Here is a 941-nt window from a genome sequence, read left to right as displayed (position 1 = left end):
GGCAACCGCGAAGCTGCTCGCGAACAAAGGCGCCAAGGTCGTGCTTGGCGCGCGGCGCGCTGACAAGCTGAAGCGGATCGTCGACGAGATCGCGAACAACGGCGGTCAGGCGGCCTACAAGGAACTGGACGTGACAAAGCAGTCCGACAACGACGCTATCGTCGAGTTGGCCAGGAACGCGTTCGGCCGCGTCGACGTCATGTTCCTGAACGCTGGCCTCATGCCGATCTCGCCACTATCGGCACTGAAGACCGACGACTGGCACCAGATGGTCGACGTGAACGTCAAGGGCGTCCTGAACGGCGTCGCCGCGGTGCTGCCGGAGTTCCTAGCACGCAAATCCGGACACATCATCGCCACCTCTTCAGTCGCCGGGCTCAAGGCCTACCCGAACGGCGCGGTCTACGGAGGCACGAAATGGTTCGTGCGCGACTTCATGGAAGTGCTGCGCATGGAGTCCGCCATGGAAGGCACTAACATCCGCACCGCGACCATCTATCCGGCCGCGATCAACACGGAGCTGCTTGAAACGATCAGCGACGAAGGTACGGCCGCCGCGATGCAGAACACCTATGACAAATACGGAATCTCGCCGGACCGGATCGCTGACGTCGTTGCGTTCGCCATCGATGCACCGGAAGACACCACGATCAACGAGTTCACTGTCGGGCCCGCCAACCAACCCTGGTGATCCGAACTGAAGCCTCCGCCAACTAACGTCATCAGATTGCTTCGACGAATGACACACCTGCCGACATCGTCAACACCATTGCGTTCGGTCGCGGTTACCCTGCTGCCAAGCATGGGGGCGGTGTTGGCCGGGTTTGTTGTCATCGGCGCAGCGTTGCCTGTTCTTCCACTGCACGTCAGCCACAATCTGGGATTCGGTAGTGTCGTTGTCGGCCTAGTTGCAGGAACGCAGTTCGCGGGATCCCTGGTCT

General features: G+C 60.9%; 1 protein-coding gene and 1 pseudogene. Both read left to right on the top strand.

Translation table 11 applies throughout. The annotated features are described in order from the left end of the window. Window positions 1–691: SDR family oxidoreductase (locus EN991_RS37885; RefSeq protein ID WP_164769738.1), on the top strand; the 691-nt coding region annotated here is incomplete at its 5' end. Window positions 692–739: 48 nt separating this feature from the next. Then, window positions 740–941: pseudogene (locus tag EN991_RS40525) on the top strand (arabinose transporter); the annotation flags it as partial.

The organism is Mesorhizobium sp. M7A.F.Ca.US.005.03.2.1 (assembly GCF_003997795.1).
GTDB classification, from domain to species: domain Bacteria; phylum Pseudomonadota; class Alphaproteobacteria; order Rhizobiales; family Rhizobiaceae; genus Mesorhizobium; species Mesorhizobium ciceri.
This window is presented reverse-complemented; position numbering and strand designations above follow the sequence as displayed.